General features: G+C 34.1%; 14 protein-coding genes. 12 read left to right on the forward strand and 2 right to left on the reverse strand.

The window, feature by feature from the left end:
• The first annotated feature begins 88 nt into the window (after positions 1-88).
• From V6624_RS17475 to V6624_RS17530, 12 genes are all read left to right on the forward strand, one after another.
• Complete coding sequence (locus tag V6624_RS17475) at positions 89-1,216, forward strand: NAD(P)/FAD-dependent oxidoreductase (RefSeq protein ID WP_111284208.1); 1,128 nt, start codon at positions 89-91, stop codon at positions 1,214-1,216.
• On the forward strand, positions 1,217-1,930 hold the full coding sequence (locus V6624_RS17480; protein ID WP_111284206.1) for a methyltransferase domain-containing protein: 714 nt from the start codon (positions 1,217-1,219) through the stop codon (positions 1,928-1,930).
• Entirely contained in the window at positions 1,927-2,979 is a 1,053-nt protein-coding gene (locus V6624_RS17485) for a type III polyketide synthase (RefSeq protein ID WP_338839537.1), read from the forward strand. Before V6624_RS17480 ends, V6624_RS17485 begins: the two co-directional genes overlap by 4 nt.
• Positions 2,980-2,990: 11 nt before the next feature.
• Positions 2,991-3,428 carry a hydroxymyristoyl-ACP dehydratase gene (locus V6624_RS17490; protein ID WP_338839538.1) on the forward strand — a complete coding sequence of 146 codons (438 nt, stop codon included), beginning with the start codon at positions 2,991-2,993 and terminating at the stop codon, positions 3,426-3,428.
• Entirely contained in the window at positions 3,425-4,693 is a 1,269-nt protein-coding gene (locus V6624_RS17495; protein ID WP_338839539.1) for a beta-ketoacyl-[acyl-carrier-protein] synthase family protein, read from the forward strand. The genes V6624_RS17490 and V6624_RS17495 overlap by 4 nt, the downstream gene beginning before the upstream one ends.
• Position 4,694: 1 nt before the next feature.
• On the forward strand, positions 4,695-4,949 hold the full coding sequence (locus V6624_RS17500; protein WP_111284197.1) for an acyl carrier protein: 255 nt from the start codon (positions 4,695-4,697) through the stop codon (positions 4,947-4,949).
• Positions 4,946-5,446: a 4'-phosphopantetheinyl transferase superfamily protein gene (locus tag V6624_RS17505; protein WP_338839540.1), complete on the forward strand. Its 501-nt coding sequence runs from the start codon at positions 4,946-4,948 to the stop codon at positions 5,444-5,446. The genes V6624_RS17500 and V6624_RS17505 overlap by 4 nt, the downstream gene beginning before the upstream one ends.
• 106 nt (positions 5,447-5,552) lie before the next feature.
• Positions 5,553-6,338 carry a polysaccharide deacetylase family protein gene (locus V6624_RS17510; RefSeq protein ID WP_338839541.1) on the forward strand — a complete coding sequence of 262 codons (786 nt, stop codon included), beginning with the start codon at positions 5,553-5,555 and terminating at the stop codon, positions 6,336-6,338.
• 24 nt (positions 6,339-6,362) lie between these two features.
• Positions 6,363-7,490: a hypothetical protein gene (locus tag V6624_RS17515; RefSeq protein WP_338839542.1), complete on the forward strand. Its 1,128-nt coding sequence runs from the start codon at positions 6,363-6,365 to the stop codon at positions 7,488-7,490.
• A 134-nt stretch (positions 7,491-7,624) separates the two neighbouring features.
• Positions 7,625-8,317, forward strand: a complete 693-nt coding sequence (locus V6624_RS17520; RefSeq protein ID WP_111284189.1) for a response regulator transcription factor — start codon at positions 7,625-7,627, stop codon at positions 8,315-8,317.
• A complete protein-coding gene (locus tag V6624_RS17525) occupies positions 8,307-9,674 on the forward strand; it encodes a HAMP domain-containing sensor histidine kinase (protein ID WP_338839543.1) in 1,368 nt (455 codons plus the stop codon). The genes V6624_RS17520 and V6624_RS17525 overlap by 11 nt, the downstream gene beginning before the upstream one ends.
• 299 nt (positions 9,675-9,973) lie before the next feature.
• The gene (locus tag V6624_RS17530) at positions 9,974-13,189 is read left to right on the forward strand and encodes a TonB-dependent receptor (protein WP_338839544.1); all 3,216 of its coding nucleotides are present in this window, start codon (positions 9,974-9,976) and stop codon (positions 13,187-13,189) included.
• A gap of 144 nt (positions 13,190-13,333) precedes the next feature.
• Here the strand turns inward: V6624_RS17530 and V6624_RS17535 are convergent, their stop codons facing one another.
• The gene (locus tag V6624_RS17535; protein WP_338839545.1) at positions 13,334-15,796 is read right to left on the reverse strand and encodes a glycoside hydrolase family 95 protein; all 2,463 of its coding nucleotides are present in this window, start codon (positions 15,794-15,796) and stop codon (positions 13,334-13,336) included.
• 38 nt (positions 15,797-15,834) lie between these two features.
• On the reverse strand, positions 15,835-17,811 hold the full coding sequence (locus V6624_RS17540) for an alpha-L-arabinofuranosidase C-terminal domain-containing protein (RefSeq protein WP_338839546.1): 1,977 nt from the start codon (positions 17,809-17,811) through the stop codon (positions 15,835-15,837).
• Between the last annotated feature and the right edge of the window lie 17 nt (positions 17,812-17,828).

Consider the following 17,828-nt stretch of genomic DNA (forward strand, 5'->3'; position numbering starts at 1 on the left):
CCAATCTTTTAAGATAAAAGTTGAAATTTTGTTAATTTCTTATAGAATTAAGTAAGAACATTTGAGATTTTATGATTAAATTGGTTGTATGAGAACAAATCCCGATGTACTTATTATTGGAGGCGGTCTTGCTGGTCTGGCAAGCGCTTTACACTTATCCAAAAAAGGATTGAAGGTAATTCTTATCGAAAAAAATACGTATCCAAAACATAAAGTCTGCGGAGAATATATCTCAAATGAAATCCTACCTTATTTATTTTGGTTGGATTTAGATGTTAGGGAACTTCACCCAACCAGTATTTCTAATTTTGAATTTACAGCACAAAACGGAAAAACAGCAAAAACCAAACTTCCATTAGGCGGTTTCGGAATCAGCCGTTATGCATTGGATAATTTCTTGTTTGAAAAAGCAACCAAAAATGGCTGTACCATTATAACCGATCACGTCTCTCATATTTCTTTTGAAAATGACATTTTTACTGTCACTACTTCTGAAGAAATTCTTTCATCAAAAATAGTCTTAGGCGCTTACGGCAAAAGATCAAATATTGATCAGGTTTTGTCAAGAAATTTCATTTCTAAAAAATCACCTTGGCTTGCCGTAAAAGGACATTACAAAGGAAATTTTGACGAAAGTCTTGTTGCTTTGTACAATTTTCAAGGCGGTTATTGCGGCGTTTCAAAAGTTGAAAACGACGTTATCAATATTTGCTATTTAGCCGATTTTGATACTTTTAAAAAATACAAAAACATCGAAGAGTACCAAAAATCAGTGCTTTATAAAAATAAAAAACTGAAAGCTATTTTTGAAAATAGCACTTCCCTATTCGAAAAACCTTTAACAATCAGTCAGATTTCATTCGATAAAAAAGAACCTGTAGAAAATCACATTTTAATGATTGGAGATACCGCAGGATTAATTCATCCCATGTGCGGCAACGGAATGGCAATGGCAATTCATAGCGCTAAAATAGCTTCTGAGCTTGTGCTTGATTTTTATTATGGAAAAATAGAATCGAGAAATGAATTCGAAAAAAAATACATTAAAGAATGGAAAAAGCATTTTAGCAAAAGATTATTCTTTGGTAGAATTTTAGCCAAAGCGCTGACACATAAAAATTTGACTCATATCATGACAACCGTTGCAGCATCCATTCCTGTTTTACTTTCGTTCATTATAAAACAAACGCATGGCCGACCAATAACAATTGAATAAATGGGTGTAAACACTAAATATAGAACAGAAGAAATTGAAATAATGGATGACTTTTCGCTTCAAAGCGAAGAGCTTATTGGCGCGTTAGATCAAATTGCTTCTATTAATCAATTGCTTGGAGGAAATAAACTGACGCTTCACGGCATAAAAGAGCTTTTAAAAAAGACGGATACTTCTCAAACCATTACCATCGCCGATATTGGATGCGGAAATGGAGACATGCTGAGAATGCTTGCCAAATATGGAAAAAAGCGAAATCTCAAATTCAAATTAATTGGAATCGACGCCAATGCTTTTACCATTGATTATGCGAAGAATCTTTCCAAAGATTTTCCAAATATTGAGTATAGTTGCATGGATATTTTTACCGAAGATTTCAATCAGTTAAAATATGACATTGTTTTGTGCACATTAACGCTGCATCATTTTACAACCAATCAAATTGCAGAACTAATCCATATTTTAAACCAAAATGCTTCAATTGGAATTGTCGTAAATGATCTTCATAGAAGCAAAATTGCGTATCGATTGTTTGAGCTAATAAGCGTTGTTTTCAATCTCAATGCAATGTCGCGTAACGATGGTTTGATTTCTATTTTAAAGGGATTCAAAAAAAACGAATTGGAGCATTTCTCCGAAAAACTAAATTTAAAAAACTATTCCATAAACTGGAAATGGGCTTTTCGCTACCAGTGGATAATTACTAAAATATGAGTGTAAAGATAATCACGGCTGTTAAACAGCTTCCGCAATATTCTCGAACGACCGAAGAAATACTTCCGTTTATAGACGTATGGCTTGAAGGTCAGGAAGAGCGTTTTATCAAAAAAGTAAAGAAGATATTTGAAGGCGCTTCTGTAGACAAGCGCTATTCCATCATGGATCCTTCGGAAGTTTTTACAGCTACTTCATTCGAAGAAAAAAATGATATTTATAGCCGCGAAATGATTGTTCTCGGACATCAAGTTCTCGAAAAAGCATTAGAAAAAACAGGCTGGGATCCGCAGAGCTTAGACTATATTATTACGGTAAGCTGTACCGGAATTATGATTCCTTCGCTTGACGCTTATCTGATTAATAAAATGAAATTAAGACAAGATATTGTTCGTCTTCCTGTAACCGAAATGGGCTGTGCAGCAGGAATTTCTGGAATTATTTATGCCAAGAATTTTCTAAAATCGAATCCTGGAAAACGTGCAGCGGTAATAGCAGTAGAATCTCCAACGGCGACTTTTCAGCTCGATGATTTCTCCATGCCGAATATTGTAAGCGCTGCTATTTTTGGAGATGGCGCGGCTTGCTGCTTATTGTCTTCAAAAGAAGAAGATGCTGGTCCTGAAATTCTCGACGAACAGATGTATCATTTTTATGATGCAGAACACATGATGGGTTTCAAATTAACTAATGGCGGACTGCAAATGGTTCTCGATATTGAAGTTCCTGATACTATTGCTTCTCATTTTGGTGACATTATTCATCCTTTTTTAAAGCAGAATAATCTCGAAATAAAAGATATTGACCACATGATTTTTCATCCCGGTGGAAAAAAAATCGTGACAACGGTTGAATCGCTTTTTGGTGGATTAGAGAAAAATATTGACGACACTAAAGAAATTCTCAAACAATATGGCAATATGTCGAGCGCTACGGTTTTATATGTTTTAGAAAACATTATGAATCGAAATCCGAAAAAAGGAGAAAAAGGTTTAATGCTGAGTTTTGGCCCAGGATTTTCGGCACAAAGAGTTTTATTACAATGGTAATTTGAAAGCTTATGAAATTAACTGATATTATAAAACAGCTTCCGTACAGCGAACCTTTTTTGTTTGTAGATGAATTGCTTCATGCAGATGAAAACGGCGTAACTGGAACTTATACCTTCAAAGAAAATCTTGATTTTTATAAAGGTCATTTCAAAAACAATCCTGTTACTCCAGGCGTTATTTTGACCGAAACAATGGCTCAGATTGGAATGGTTTGCTTGGGAATATTTCTGCTGGGAAATGAATTGGGAGAAAATACCGTGATTGCCTTCACATCTGCCGATATGGAGTTTTTAAAACCCGTTTATCCAAATGAAAAAGTAACGGTAACTTCGGAAAAATTGTTCTTTCGTTTTGGAAAATTAAAATGCAATGCGATAATGAAAAATGAAGCTGGACAAGAAGTCTGCAGAGGTGTTCTGGCAGGAATGATAACAAAAAGATTATGAAAAAACGAGTTGTTATAACAGGTCTTGGAGTCGTTGCGCCAAATGGTGTTGGAATTCCTGCGTTTACTCATGCGCTGCAAAATGGCATTTCGGGTATTCGTCATGATTCTCAGCTGGAAGAATTGCAATTTTCTTGTCAGATTGTAGGTCAGCCGCCAATATCTGAAGAGTTGAAAGGACAGTATTTTACAGAACTCGAACTTCGCGGATTTAACAGCACAGGGATTTTATACGGCGTCATTGCAGGTATGGAAGCTTGGAACAATGCGGGATTGTCAATAAATGAAAATCCAGATTGGGATAGCGGCGCAATCTTTGGAGCTGGAACTTCTGGAATTGATAAATTTCGTGAAAGCATTTATAAAATTGACGAACTGCAAGTCCGAAGATTAGGAAGCACCGTTGTTGCCCAAACTATGAACAGTGGCGTAAGCGCTTATCTTGGAGGTAAAATCGGATTGGGAAATCAGGTAACTACCAATTCATCGGCTTGTACTACGGGAACTGAATGCATATTAATGGCTTATGACCGCATACGATCTGGACAAGCAAAACGGATATTAGCGGGAAGCACTTCTGACAGTGGTCCGTATATTTGGGGAGGATTTGACGCGCTTCGTGTCTGTTCTTCCAAGTTTAATGAGAGCCCCGAAGAAGGTTCAAGACCAATGAGTGCTTCGGCAGCAGGATTTGTTCCTGGAAGTGGCGCAGGAGCTTTTGTAATTGAAGATTTGGAAAGCGCTTTAGAACGCAACGCTACTATTTATGCCGAAATATTGGGCGGAAATGTCAATTCGGGCGGACAGCGCGATGGCGGAAGTATGACCGCTCCAAACAACACAGCCGTTCAAAGATGCATTAAAAATGCTCTAGAAAATGCAGGAATACATCCACACGAAATTGATGCCATCAACGGACATTTAACGGCTACTACAAAAGATAGTTTGGAAATTGAAAATTGGGCAAAAGCATTAGACCGAAGCAGTTCTGATTTTCCATTTATTAATTCGCTGAAAAGCTTAACTGGACATTGTTTAAGTGCTTCTGGAAGTATTGAAAGTGTTGCTACGGTATTACAGCTTCATGAAGGTTTTTTATTTGGAAATAAAAACTGCTCTGATCTTCATCCTGAAATTGCTGCATTAATTGATCCTTCAAAAGTACTTTTAGAAACTATTAAAACTAACCCCAAAATAATTGCAAAAGCCAGTTTTGGTTTTGGCGATGTAAACGCGTGTGTAATATTTAAAAAATTCGAAAATTAAAATGGACAGACAAGAACTTACCGCAAGATTAAAAGTAATTATAAAGCCTTTTGCGACCAACACAGAAGCTTACGACAATTTAACTGAAGAAACAGACTTCATTAAAGATCTCAATATAAACTCTGCTAATTTGGTTGATATTGTACTTGATATTGAAGAAAATTTCGACATCGTAATTGACAATGCCGATATGGAACGAATGCTTGATGTGAAAACTGCTTTGGAAATCATCGAAACCAAACTCGCAGCAAAATGATTGGCAATGACATTATAGATCTCGCGCAGTCACGTAAAGAAAGTAATTGGCAACGGAAAGGTTTTATAGAAAAGCTTTTTACGGCTGATGAACAACGGCTTATAAGAAATTATGATGAACCAGAAGTCATCGTTTGGCTTTTGTGGAGCATGAAAGAGGCTGCATATAAAATCTATAATCGTCAAACCAAAATTCGCGAATTCAGTCCCAAAAAGCTTATTTGTTTTATAGATTCATTAGATATAAATAATTCATTTGGGAAAGTAGTTTGCGATAAAAATATTTATCACACTAAAACTATTTTATCGTTAGAAAGCATTCATACAGTTGCTGTTACCAATTTTAAAGATATAAATAATGTGATTGAAGTTGAAAATAAAGAAATTGTAAAAGACGAAAACGGTATTCCGTATTTGAAAATTTCTTCCAATGCGCTTCAAGATATTTCAATTAGTCATCATGGGCGTTTTGAAAAGAGGATTATTATAAAAAAATAATTTAATCATCTAATTACCAAATACCCTATTACAGGAGTTTCTATTCAGAATATTCTTTATATTTGATTTATATGTTAAATTCATATTCACCAGAAAGCAAAAATCTATGAAAATATTTTTTACAAAAACGGTATTGCTTTTACTTTTCTTAACCTTATTTTCTTGTGAAAATAAAAAACCTAAACCAGTCGCAAAACCTGCCTATAAAGCGGGTGTAATTTTATCTTTTGATGATGCTTATGTCGACGAATGGTCGGAAGCTGATCAAGTTTTGCGAAAATATTCTTGGAAAGCTACTTTTAACGTCTGCAGAATTGATTCGATTGGAGCACCTGAAATTAAAAAACTGCTCGAAATGCAAAAATACGGTCATGAGATTGCCGGACATGGCTATCATCATTACAATGCTGTTAAGTTCACGCAAAAATATAGCGTCAAAGAATATCTAAAACAGGAAATCGATCCAATGATTATTTCTATGAAAAAAAAGTCTTTCAACGTTACTTCGTTTGCTTATCCTTACGGCGAAAGATCAGATTCGCTGGACAAAGCACTATCTCCTCTTTTTAAAATTATTAGAGGAAGAGCATTTGGAGGCGAAATTCCAGAAAAGCAAGACAGCTATTTTAATAATTCCAAAATCGTATTTGCATTTGATATTGATAACAGCCACATTCATTTTAGCATTCCGTATGTATTGGAGTTATTAGATTATGCCAAAAAGAACAATAAAATTCTACTTTTATGCGGTCATAAACCCGTGAAAGAAATCACTGAAAATTATCAGGTGAAAATCGAAACTTTAGAATTTATATGCAAATACATGAAACTGAATGATCTTAAATTCTATAAACTTTCAGATTTAGATAATTTGCTTCCGCCACAGCTTTAATCCAGAAAATAGAAATTATAAACAATGAAGATCCATCTTATTTTTATGCTGGCTGTCGTAACGGTTTGTCAGGCTCAAATAAAAAAAACTGTAATCAAAGCTTCTTCAAAAATCTGTTATATAAAAGAAGAAAATGAAGAAAAAACGAAATGGTATTTAGATTCAAAAGCAAAACCAGATTTATACGTAACCAATAAAACTCCCAAAGAGAAAACGGTAACTTTTTATACTAATGAAGATTCCATCATCATAAAATTAAAACCTGGAAAAAAGTTTGATTTTGCAGTCCTTTTAAATAATACCGACAGCTGTTATACACGAGTTGAATGTCCGCCTTTACAAAACTTTTCAAAACTCAAACCTGAAATACACGATACAATTCCTTTTGTGCTTTCAGCGTATAACAACATCATTTTCAAGGTTAAATTAGACGATAAAGAAACGCTGGATTTAAAATTTGATTCAGGAACAACAGATTTTATTTTAACGAACGATATGCTCAATCAGCTAAAATTAAGTAATTTAAAAGGTCATAGTTTTAAACTAGGAAATCAAATTTGGAAAGATCAGGAAATTTATCCTGTAGAATTATCAGGACAAGGAACTGTGGGACGTTTTGGCTGGAATATATTTGATGGTAAAATTGTAGAAATTGATTATGATAAAAAGCTTTTTATAATTCATTCTAAACTGTCCAAACAAAATAAAGATTACACAAAATTGGATATGGAATTTACACATACTTTATTTTGTATTCAAGGACAGCTTCAAATAAAAAATGTAGTTTATAAAGGACGTTTCCTTTTTGACAATGGCTATCAGCGCACCGCAATGCTTGATCAGCAGATAATGCAGGAACAGCAATACCCGAAAGAGAGTTTGCCTGTTCTGAAGAAAGTGATTTTAAAAAATGGTCAAGGCGTAGAAGTTCCAGTTCTGACAGTCAAAAACGAAAAACTTTATTTAGGAAATTTATGTCTGAATGATGTACCAGTACAATTACTAACAAAAGACAATCCAGCCCGATTTAAAACTCATATTCTTGGTAGCGAAGTTTTAAAAAGATTTAATACCATTTTAGATTTTCAGAAAAACAAAGTCTACTTAAAACCTAATTCATTATGGAATGAACCTTATACCGAAGGCTCATAAAAGAATGACATTTATAGAAAAACTAAACGAATCTAATTCAAGAATTTTTTTCAGAGAATAGAATAACTTTTAATTACTTTTATCACTTTAAAACTCATTGATCATGGGTTTCCATTCAGCAATATTAATCGGTAATGAATAAAGTTTTATTAGTCGAAGACGATCCAAGAGTTGCTTCTTTTATAACAAGAGGACTCGAAGAACAATTGTATCAGGTAAAAAACGTCAGCAAAGGTTTTGATGCCATTAATGAAGTAATGGAAAATACCTACGACATTATCATTCTCGATATTATGCTTTCTGATATTTCTGGTTTTGAAGTCTGCGAGGTTTTAAGAAATCGAAAAATAATCGTTCCTATTCTTATTTTAAGCGCACTCGATACTCCGCAAGAAAAAGTGAGAGGATTAAAAGCTGGAGCCGATGATTACTTGGCAAAACCTTTTTTGTTTGAAGAACTTCTGGCGCGAATAAATGCGCAGCTTCGTCGTACAGAATTTAGTTCTGGTGTTTTAGATTTCCAGTCTTATGCGGGAATCAAAATCAATATGAAAGAGCAAAGTGCTAGCAGAGACGGTAAAGAATTAAATCTCTCTTCTCGAGAATTAAAGCTTTTGATCTTTTTTATGAAAAACAGAGAAACTGCTTTGTCCCGAATTGCTATTGCTGAAGCCGTTTGGCATATGGATCTCGATATGAGTATAAATACGGTTGATGTTTATATTAATTATTTAAGAAATAAAGTCGACAAGAATTTTTCTTTTCCGCTAATTCATACTGTAAAAGGTACTGGATATATGCTTAAAAATAAGGTTCATGAATCTTAAAAATAAACTTGCCAGAAATTCTACACTGCTTTTTGCTTTTATCTTAGGCCTTGTTCTTATTGGATCTTTTTTGCTTTTTAAAAGCCACAGAAAAGATTTGTATTATGAAAAGCTTGAAGACAACGCCTTAATCACTGCTTTTTTCTATTTTGAAAAAGATGAAATAAGAAAAATGGACAGTGTAAGTTATAAAGACATAGAAACGCAATTCAATAAAATTGCCAATCAATCTATCCGAATTTATAATGCAAAAACCAAGAAACTGTATTTGCGCGATGATGTTCCTGTTGTATTAAGTGATCGAAACTTAAAAGCTATTTCACGAGACCAAATTCTGCATTTTACAATAAATCAGAGGCAATTTAGCGGATTATATTACAAAGACAATCAAGGTGATTTTATTATTGTTGTTTCTGGAATTGATGATGTTGGAAATCAGCAGTTAGAAATGCTTGCCATTGTATTTTTTAGTTTTTATCTGGCAGGAATTGCGCTTAATTATCTTTTAGGAAGATTTTTAGCAAGACAAACTTTCAGACCTTTTGCAGATGTAATTTCGAAGGTAAATACCATTACAACAGAAAATCTTCATTCAAGACTTGAAATGCCAACCGTTAGCGGAAAAGATGAAATAAAAGAGCTTATTACAACTTTTAATTATCTTTTAGAAAGACTTGAAAAAGGTGTTGCGATACAGAAAAACTTTCTTAAAAATGCTTCTCATGAACTAAAAACTCCACTTACTTTTATTATTGGAGATATCGATGTTTCGCTACAGCATCCTAGAACAAACGCACAATATGAAGAAGTTTTAAAATCACTTCGAAAAGATACTTTCCATTTAAAATCAACTCTAGATGGATTGCTTATTCTGTCTGGACTAGAGCTTTCAGAACCTGACCAGATGGAAATGGTAAGAATTGATGAAATTTTATGGAATATAATCGAAAAGAAAAACATCGAATATCCTGAAGTAAAAGTTACGCTTAATTTGGACGCTATTGCCAATAATGAAGATTTATTGTCTGTAAATGGCAACAGACACATGCTTTTTATTGCTTTGTATAATATTATAGACAATGCCATTAAATTCTCTTTTCCTTTGCAGGTCAATGTAGTTGCTTCTGAAAATCAAGGAAAGCTCCTTTTAAAAATAATAGATCAAGGTTCTGGAATTGATGAAAAAGACATTGCTTCGATTTTTGATTTATTTTTTAGAAGTGATCGCACGAGACATATCCAAGGGCAAGGATTGGGACTTTTTATTACCATGCAAATTCTTAAACGCCATAACATCGCTTTAACAGTAGATTCTGAACTTGAAAAAGGCACTGTTTTCTCTCTCCTATTTCCTTAATTTTTTTAATAAAAACAAAGTCTTTTCTTGGTCAGAAAAACTGTTTTTTATCAATTCGTAACATTTACATAATACTCTAATCTATCTCTAATCTTGTTTAAATCTATCTCTAATGCCTTATTCCATGAGATCTGAGACAAACTGCTTGATAATAAAGCGATAGCTATTTTTTCATGAAATAACATCTTCATCATTTTAAATTAACAAAGAATTGTTTTTTGATTTTTCGTTAACATAAGCCTTAAATCGGATTGAAGCAAAGAGATTTTATTTGTCGTGGATAAAAACTAATAAATAACATGACAAAACTAAAACTCTTTTTTTCGGCTTTGATGCTTCTTACCGCAGGAAGTATTTTTGCCCAGATTACAACCTCGTCCTTGTCTGCAAAAGTCAATGATGGAACAAGTGCTGTTATCGATGCAGATGTTACCCTAACACATTTGCCTACAAATGCAGTTTACAGAGCAAAAACAGACAAACAAGGTAGGTTTAGCTTCGAAAACTTAAATGCGGGTGGTCCTTACGAATTAGAAATAAAAAGTAACGACACGAAAGATTACTCAAATGCACAGATTTTTTTAGCTCTTGGCGAAAATGATCTGCCAACAATTGTAGTTGGAAAAGCAGATAATAATGTATTAGAAGAAGTAGTAATTACAAGTTCTAAACCTTCTTCTAAAAACAATGGCACAAGTATTAATGAAAAACAAGTAAACGCACTTCCTTTAATTAATAGAGGAATTCAGGATGTTACAAAACTTGTTCCTCAAAGTTCTAACAACTCTTTTGCAGGTACCAATTTTAGATACAACAACGTTACAATTGACGGTTCGATAAATAATGATGCCATCGGATTTAGTCCGTCTTTAGGAGGACAATCTGGAACTTCTGGAATGCCAGGAAGCAGTACACGTTCAAATTCTATCAGTTTAGATGCGATTCAAGATATTCAAGTTTATATTGCTCCTTATGATATTAAATTAGGAAACTTTTTAGGAGGAAGTGTAAATGCTGTGACAAGAAGTGGTACAAATACTGTGAGCGGATCTATTTACAGTTACGGAAGAAGTGCAGCTATAACAGGACCAAACAATGCTGGTGATGGCTCAAAAATGCCAAGTTCTTTTGGAGATTATCAAGTAGGTTTTAGATTAGGGTTGCCAATTATCAAAGACAAATTGTTCTTCTTTACTAATATGGAATATGCAGAAAGAACAGATCCTGTCTTTTACAATGCTGGACAAACAGATTCTAACGGAAAATTAACTTCATTAGTTGATAACGCAACTGCAGAACAGATTTCGCAATTCGTAAAATCAAACTACGGATTTGATCCAGGAACTTATGGTTCATACAATAACTTCTCGAAAAGCCAAAAATTCTTCAATAAGATTGACTGGAAAATCAATGAGAAAAACTCACTTTCGTTAAGAAACAATACCGTAATTTCTCAAGCGACAAACTTAGAGCGTGATGCTGCAAACTTTAGATTTGCAAGTATGGACTTTACTCAGAAAAACCAAGCTATCAGTACGGTTTTAGAATTAAAAACACATTTCAACAGCCAATGGTCTAACTCTTTTATTGCAAGTTATTCGGCAATAAAAGATTATCGTGATCCAAAATCTAGTAATATCATGTTTCCTCAAACAGAAATTGGTTACAATGGAGGAACAATTTTCTTAGGAAATGATCGTGAAGCAACTGTTTTCAACATGAAACAAAACACTGCTGAAATCACAGACAACTTAACTTATAAAACAGGAAATCATACTTTATTATTTGGTACTCACAATGAATTTTACGACATCAACTATGGTTTTGTAAATGCGCTTAACGGAAGAGTTTCATACAAATCTCTTGATGATTTCTTCAATAAACTGCCTACTCGTGTTCGTGGAACTTATCCGTTTGACGGTTCAACAAGAGACGAAATCTTCAATAATCCGTATGCTAAATTCAAAATAAACATGTATAGTGCTTACGTTCAAGACGAAATTAGAATTGGAGACAAATTAAAAGTAGTTCCAGGTGTTCGTGTAGATTATACTGATTTACCAAACAAACCTAAATTGAGCGAACAAGTACAAAATTCTCCTGAAGATCCAAATTATGGAACAACTTATACGTATACGCCATTAAATCAAATAAAAAATAACTTCTTTAGCTCAGCATTAGTTTCGCCAAGAGTTGGATTTACTTACAATGTAGATGAAGACAAAACGTTTGTTATTAGAGGTGGATCTGGTGTATTTACAGGAAGAATTCCGTTTGCGTGGTTAGGTTATGCTTATTATAATGATGGTGTTGGATACGGAAGTTATGACAAAAACAATTTAACTGCTGCTCAAGTTGCGGCGGCGGGAGATCCTTTGGCAACTGGTGGACTTAATGGTTACCACAATGCTACACCAAAAGTTCAAGCCGATTTAGTTGATAATAATTTTAAAATGCCAGCTGTTTTAAGAAACTCATTGGCTTTTGATAAAATAATTGACGGTTACAAATTTACTCTTGAAGGTATGTACACAAAAGTAATTCGTGACTTAGAATTCCAACAAGTAAATAAAACGGACAATCCGACTTATTTTTCTTACGATACTAAACATGAAATGCCAATTTATGCTGCAAACATAAATTCTGCTTTTTCAAATGCTTATTTGTTATCAAACACAAATAAAGGATACCGTTACAGTATTACCGAAATGATTTCTAAAACTTACGATTTTGGTTTCAACTTTATGGTGGCTTATACTTACGGAGATTCTAGAGATATCACAAATGGAATTCGTAACTCTATGGAAAGTAACTTCCAAATGAACCAATCTTTAACTCCAAATAATCCTCAATTGGCAACTTCTAACTTTAATATCAAACACAGAATTGTTTCTAATGTAGGTTACGGCGTAAAAGTTGCTCCAAACAACACTTTATCAGCAAATGTATATTTCAATGCACAATCAGGAAATCCGTTTTCATGGGGATTTGTTAACTCAACAATTGCAGGAACTGGACAAGCGGCAGGTTTAGCTTATATCTTTAAAGATGCAGCAGAAGCAGCAAAATATATTGGAGTGAGTTCTGCAGGAGTTCCTTCTGCAACAGCAGCACAGCAAGTAGCAGATTATGAAGCTTTCATTAACGGAAATGATTATTTAAAAAGCCGTAGAGGAAACTTCACAGAAAGAAACGGAGATACAACTCCTTGGAACATTCAAGCCGATTTAAAATTAATGGATGAAATTCAGGTTACTAAAGTTGGAACTTTCCAAATTTCGTTCAGCATGGCAAATATCGGAAACCTTATCAATAAAGATTGGGGAAGAAGTTATTTTGTTCCTAACACTTATAATTCAACAGCAAGTCTTGGTTTAACAAAATCAGGAAACTTAGGAGGAGTTGCAACAGGCGATCCTACTTATACTTTCCAAAAACCAAGTACTTCACCTTATACTGTAGATCAATTAGCTTCAAGATTCCAAGGTCAGCTTGGCTTAAGATATTCGTTCTAAAAGATGTGTTTTTTTTATTTTTGATTATCTCTCAGTTTCTGTTTTATGAAACTGGGAGATTTTTCTTTAAAGCCATAAAACAAAAGACCACTCTCAAAAAAGAGAGTGGCCTTAAACAAACCAAAATTTAAATAAATGCTACTTTTATAAAGGCAGAATATTGTAATTCGTTCCTTTTTTGGTGTTAAATGTCACGGTATAACCAATAGACGATTTCTCGCTTTTTATATTGAGTTTTTCAATAATAAAAGGCTCTGCAGATCTTATTGTGCAAATTCCTCCATTATTAGACAAAATCTTTGCTTGACTCATTTTGCCATTATTCCATTTTATATCTACAGTAAAATTGCCTTTGGCTTTAATGCCTTTGATTTCGCCGTCTGTCCAAGCATCTGGTAAAGCTGGAAGCAAATGAATTTCTTTGTTCTGACTTTGCAATAGCATTTCTATAACTCCTGCTGTTCCTGCAAAATTTCCATCAATCTGAAAAGGCGGATGCGCATCAAACAAATTCGGGTAACATCCTCCATGTCTGCTGTATTCCGTATTATTTTCTTTCGTTAATCTCAACTGGTTCTTGAATAATCGATAAGCATGATTTCCGTCTAAAAGTCTTGCCCACATATTTACTTTCCAAGCCAAACTCCAGCCAGTTCCGTCATCTCCACGAAGTTCTAGCGTTTTTCTAGCTGCCTCGGCCAATTCTGGCGTTTTCAATGGCGAAATTAAATTAGCTGGATGCAAAGCATAAAGATGCGAAGTGTGCCTATGATGCGGATCTTCTTCTTCAAAATCTTTGTACCATTCTAATAATTGTCCCTTACTGCCTATTTGAAAAGGAAGTAATTCACTTCCAGCTTTGTCTACTTTTTTTCTGAATTCTGAATCAATATTTAAAACTTTTGAAGCTTCCACTGTATTTTCGAACAAATCTTTAATAATTCCAATATCCATTGTAGAAGCCGTCGTTACAGTTCCTTTCTTTTTTCCGTCGTAATAAAACATGTTTTCTGGTGAAGTTGAAGGCATTGTTACCAAATATCCGTCTTTATCCTTTTGCAACCAATCTAAACTAAACTCAGCCGCACCTTTAATAATCGGATATACTTTTCTTAAATATGCTGTATCGCCTGTATATTCATAATGTTCCCACAAATGTCTGCTTAACCAGTTTGCTCCCATATACCAGTTTGCCCACATTGGGTCTCCTTTACCAAAATCTCCAACAGGATTGGTCATCGCCCAGATATCTGAATTATGATGCAAAACCCAACCATTAGCATGGTAATAACTTTTTGCTGTTTCCGCTCCTGTCACAGAAACATTTTTAATGAATTCGTCAAGCGGAAAAAACAATTCAGACAAATTTCCAGATTCTACTGGCCAATAATTCATCTGTAAATTAATGTTTGTGGTGTAATTACTGCTCCAAGGTGCACGAAGTTTATTGTTCCAAATTCCTTGCAAGTTTGCAGGAGTATTGTGTGTGCGTGAAGACGAAATCAATAAATAACGTCCAAACTGAAAAAATAAAGCTTCTAATCCTGCATCTTTTTCTCCTTTTGCGTAATGCTCTAATCTTATGTCTGTAGCCAGATTGGCTTTGCTGGTTTCGTTTTCATTCAATTTTAATGAAACTCTATTAAATAATTTTTGAAAATCAGCAATATGTTCTTTTAATAAATTATCATACTTTTTGCCAACCGCTTTCTTAATCGGATTTTCAGCCAATTGATGCTCATTTTTACCTTGACTGTCTGGACATTTATCAAATCCGTTGAAACTTGTCGCGGCTGAAACAAAAAGCAAAATTTCTGAAGCATTTTTTATGACCAGTTTATTTCCGTCAGCACTTATTTCTCCATCTTTTATAACTGGTTTAATAATCAGTTCAAAACGCATTCCTCTGCATCCAGATGGATCTTCATAAACAATTGGTTCTTTATTGTAGTCAATATAATTCGGATCTGAGTGAGAAGGCGCTTTTCCTTTTAAAACCAATGCTTTATCGTTTATTGATTTTTCGTTTCGCAAAAGACTCGTCACATCAAGTGTAACTGAAAGTTTCTTTACTTGATCTGCAGAAAGTTTAATTACAATGCATTGCGCAGGTGCAGAAGCAAAGATTTCTCTTTTATAATTTACACCACCAACTTTGAAATCTGTTGTTGCTAATCCTGTTTGTAAATCTAGACTTCTATTATAAGAATCCGTTTTTTGCCCTCCAAAATCCTGTTTCAGAATAAGATCTCCCAAAGGCATAAAACTCTCACTATAAGCTCCCTGCATATTTTTAGTAAGCTGATATGCCTTCTCGAAATCTTCATTTCTCAGCGCTTCTCTAATTAAAGCAAGATTCTTAAAAGCATCTGGATTTACGTTTTTCTGCACAGGTCCTCCACTCCATAAAGTAGCTTCATTCAACTGAATTAATTCAGAATCTACTCTTCCAAAAACCATTGCACCCAAAGTACCATTTCCAATTGGCAACGCTTCTGTCCATTCCACAGCTGGCTGATTGTATTGCAATTTCAAATCCTGCGCATAACCAGAAAATCCAGTTACTAACAGAATTACAAAAACCTTTTTAAGACAATGATGAAACATGGTATTTTAATTAATAATTTATAATTAACAATTCACAATTAATTGATTTTCAATTTTAAAACTGTTATCGAATAAGCAGGAAGATCCAAATCTTGTTTTCCTTTTGTGATTTTATATTCGCTTTGTTTTGGAGTGATTTTTTTTGGATCAGCAAAAGTATTTTCGTCTTGCGTATTTGAGCTTGACAATCTTATAATAGAACCTTTAGAACCTAATTTTGCTCCTTTTAAATCAATGCTAACTTCTTGACTTGAAGCTGCTGTATTAACCAGTTTTACGATAATTTCTTTGCTATGTATGTCTTTTACTGCCGATGCATACAAATCATTTTGACCAATTAACGCTTTTCCGTCTTTTGTAATATTTAAAAGATCTGTTCCTTTATTGGTCGAAAATAATTGCTGCACATAATAATTCGCTGAACCGTAAGATTCTAAATTATTAAACCAAATCATATCAGGTGTCCATTGCCAAGCATCTTCATGAGCCATTAAAGGTGCGTAAGACGATAATTGAACTACTTCTGCATTTCTTTCTAATCCTGTCATAAAAGCAGCCTCAGAAAATGCACATTCCCAATTGTTTCTATTATTCGGATTTGCTCCTGAAACACTTTGCGCCGCATATTCTCCTGCAAATATTTTTGGCCCTTTTCTATCATAATTATCGTAACGACCGGCATTTTCTCTAAACCATTTCGGACTTTCATAATAATGTTCGTCTACCAATTCTGCATTCAGCTTTTTAAGTTCAGCCATAGCATAATCAAAATGTTCTCCTTTTGGCGAAGGCCCGCTTCCAGAAACTATGATGATATTTGGGTATTTTGCTTTTATTGCTTTTTCAAAAACTTTGTAGCGATCAATATAATCTGGTCCCCATTGCTCGTTTCCAACTCCAATATATTTTAAATTAAATGGTTTAGGATGTCCCATATCCGAACGGATTTTTCCCCAAGTTGTCGTAACAGCGCCATTGGCAAATTCGATCAAATCTAAAGCATCTTGAATGTATGGATCCAATTCATCCATCGGAGCTAATTCTCCTGTGTTGTATTGACAAGCCATTCCACAGCTTAAAATTGGCAAAGGTTCTGCTCCAATATCTTCTGAAAGCTGGAAATATTCGTAAAACCCTAATCCGAAACTTTGAAAATAATCAGGAGTTTGCTTGTGATTGAATTCGACATTCCAACGGTTCATCATCGTTTTTCTTTCCTCTACATTTCCAACCGATTTTTTCCATTGATAACGATCAGATAAAGTTCTTCCTTCAACAATACAGCCTCCAGGAAAACGTAAAAATCCAGGTTTTACATCATACAAAAGTTGTACAAGATCTTTTCTAAGTCCGTTTTTTCTCCCTTTCCAAGTATCTTCAGGAAACAACGAAATCATATCCAAATCAATCGTTCCCGTTCCTTCAAAAGTCAGTTTTAGTTTGGCTTTTGCTTCTGTTTGTGTACCAATAATTTGTGCTTTGTAATTTGTCCATTGCTCTGATTTTGGAACAATGCTCGTTTCTCCAATTACCTTTTGATCTTTATCTATTAATTGAACAATAATTTTTTTAATTGCTCCATTTGGATTCGCAGCTTTCAAAGAAAGATTGTATTTGGCATCTTTCTTCACTCCCATTCCTCTAAATCCTTCATTTATTAAAGCATAGCCTTTATCATTGTTTATCTCTACTCGACAGAAATTGGTATTAGTAGCCGATAAATTTATTGGCGTGGCACTACCCGATTCTTTATTCATGGAAGATCTTTTGGTGTTAGGCTGTTCCCAACCCATTAAAGGTTTATCAAATTCAAAAGATCTGTTTTTAATCATTTCAGCGTATAATCCTCCATCTGCAGCAAAATTGATGTCTTCAAAAAACAAACCGAACATTGTTGGTTGGATTTTAGTAATCGTTTTTGAAGCATCAACTTCTAAAGTCGCTTTTTGAGCATTTAGATAAAAACTGCTCATTAATAGACCGCAAATAGTAAATTTTCTGATATTGTTTTTCATAATTTTGGTATGAGATG

Origin of the sequence: Flavobacterium ginsenosidimutans (genome assembly GCF_037478105.1) — a bacterium.
Classification (GTDB): Bacteria; Bacteroidota; Bacteroidia; order Flavobacteriales; family Flavobacteriaceae; genus Flavobacterium; species Flavobacterium ginsenosidimutans.

Bases quoted from the DNA above. Each gene is read 5' to 3' on its own strand.
- V6624_RS17525 (WP_338839543.1), top strand. From the start codon at position 8,307: ATGAATCTTAAAAATAAACTTGCCAGAAATTCTACACTGCTTTTTGCT.
- V6624_RS17500 (WP_111284197.1), top strand. From the start codon at position 4,695: ATGGACAGACAAGAACTTACCGCAAGATTAAAAGTAATTATAAAGCCT.
- V6624_RS17510 (WP_338839541.1), top strand. From the start codon at position 5,553: ATGAAAATATTTTTTACAAAAACGGTATTGCTTTTACTTTTCTTAACC.
- V6624_RS17530 (WP_338839544.1), top strand. From the start codon at position 9,974: ATGACAAAACTAAAACTCTTTTTTTCGGCTTTGATGCTTCTTACCGCA.
- V6624_RS17520 (WP_111284189.1), top strand. From the start codon at position 7,625: ATGAATAAAGTTTTATTAGTCGAAGACGATCCAAGAGTTGCTTCTTTT.
- V6624_RS17485 (WP_338839537.1), top strand. From the start codon at position 1,927: ATGAGTGTAAAGATAATCACGGCTGTTAAACAGCTTCCGCAATATTCT.
- V6624_RS17480 (WP_111284206.1), top strand. From the start codon at position 1,217: ATGGGTGTAAACACTAAATATAGAACAGAAGAAATTGAAATAATGGAT.
- V6624_RS17475 (WP_111284208.1), top strand. From the start codon at position 89: ATGAGAACAAATCCCGATGTACTTATTATTGGAGGCGGTCTTGCTGGT.
- V6624_RS17490 (WP_338839538.1), top strand. From the start codon at position 2,991: ATGAAATTAACTGATATTATAAAACAGCTTCCGTACAGCGAACCTTTT.
- V6624_RS17535 (WP_338839545.1), bottom strand. From the start codon at position 15,796: ATGTTTCATCATTGTCTTAAAAAGGTTTTTGTAATTCTGTTAGTAACT.
- V6624_RS17495 (WP_338839539.1), top strand. From the start codon at position 3,425: ATGAAAAAACGAGTTGTTATAACAGGTCTTGGAGTCGTTGCGCCAAAT.
- V6624_RS17515 (WP_338839542.1), top strand. From the start codon at position 6,363: ATGAAGATCCATCTTATTTTTATGCTGGCTGTCGTAACGGTTTGTCAG.
- V6624_RS17540 (WP_338839546.1), bottom strand. From the start codon at position 17,811: ATGAAAAACAATATCAGAAAATTTACTATTTGCGGTCTATTAATGAGC.
- V6624_RS17505 (WP_338839540.1), top strand. From the start codon at position 4,946: ATGATTGGCAATGACATTATAGATCTCGCGCAGTCACGTAAAGAAAGT.